At 66.5% G+C, this 269-nt stretch carries 1 pseudogene; it reads right to left on the bottom strand.

What is annotated here, in order from left to right:
- Positions 1-269: pseudogene (locus tag EIK80_RS25995) on the bottom strand (methyl-accepting chemotaxis protein); the annotation flags it as partial.

The raw sequence follows: 269 nt of genomic DNA, 5'->3' as shown, positions 1-269 counted from the left end.
AAGCGGCTGATCATCTGCATCAGGTTGCCGGCCTCGCCCTTCAGCGAGTGGCTGGCCGCGGACGATTGCTCGACCATGGCGGCGTTCTGCTGGACGGTTTAGTCCATCTGGTTGACGGCGGCGTTGACCTGGTTGAGGCCGGTGGCCTGCTCCTGGCCCAAGGCCGCGATCTCGCCGACCAGGGCGTCGATCTCGCCGACCCTGCCGACGATGGCTTCCAGGGCTTCGCCGGTCTGGCCGACCATGCTCACGCCTTGGTTCACCTGCTG

Origin of the sequence: Caulobacter sp. 602-1 (assembly GCF_003931565.1) — a bacterium.
GTDB lineage: Bacteria > Pseudomonadota > Alphaproteobacteria > Caulobacterales > Caulobacteraceae > Caulobacter.
The sequence above is the reverse complement of the archived record's forward strand: the minus strand, read 5'-3'. Positions and strand labels throughout refer to the sequence as shown.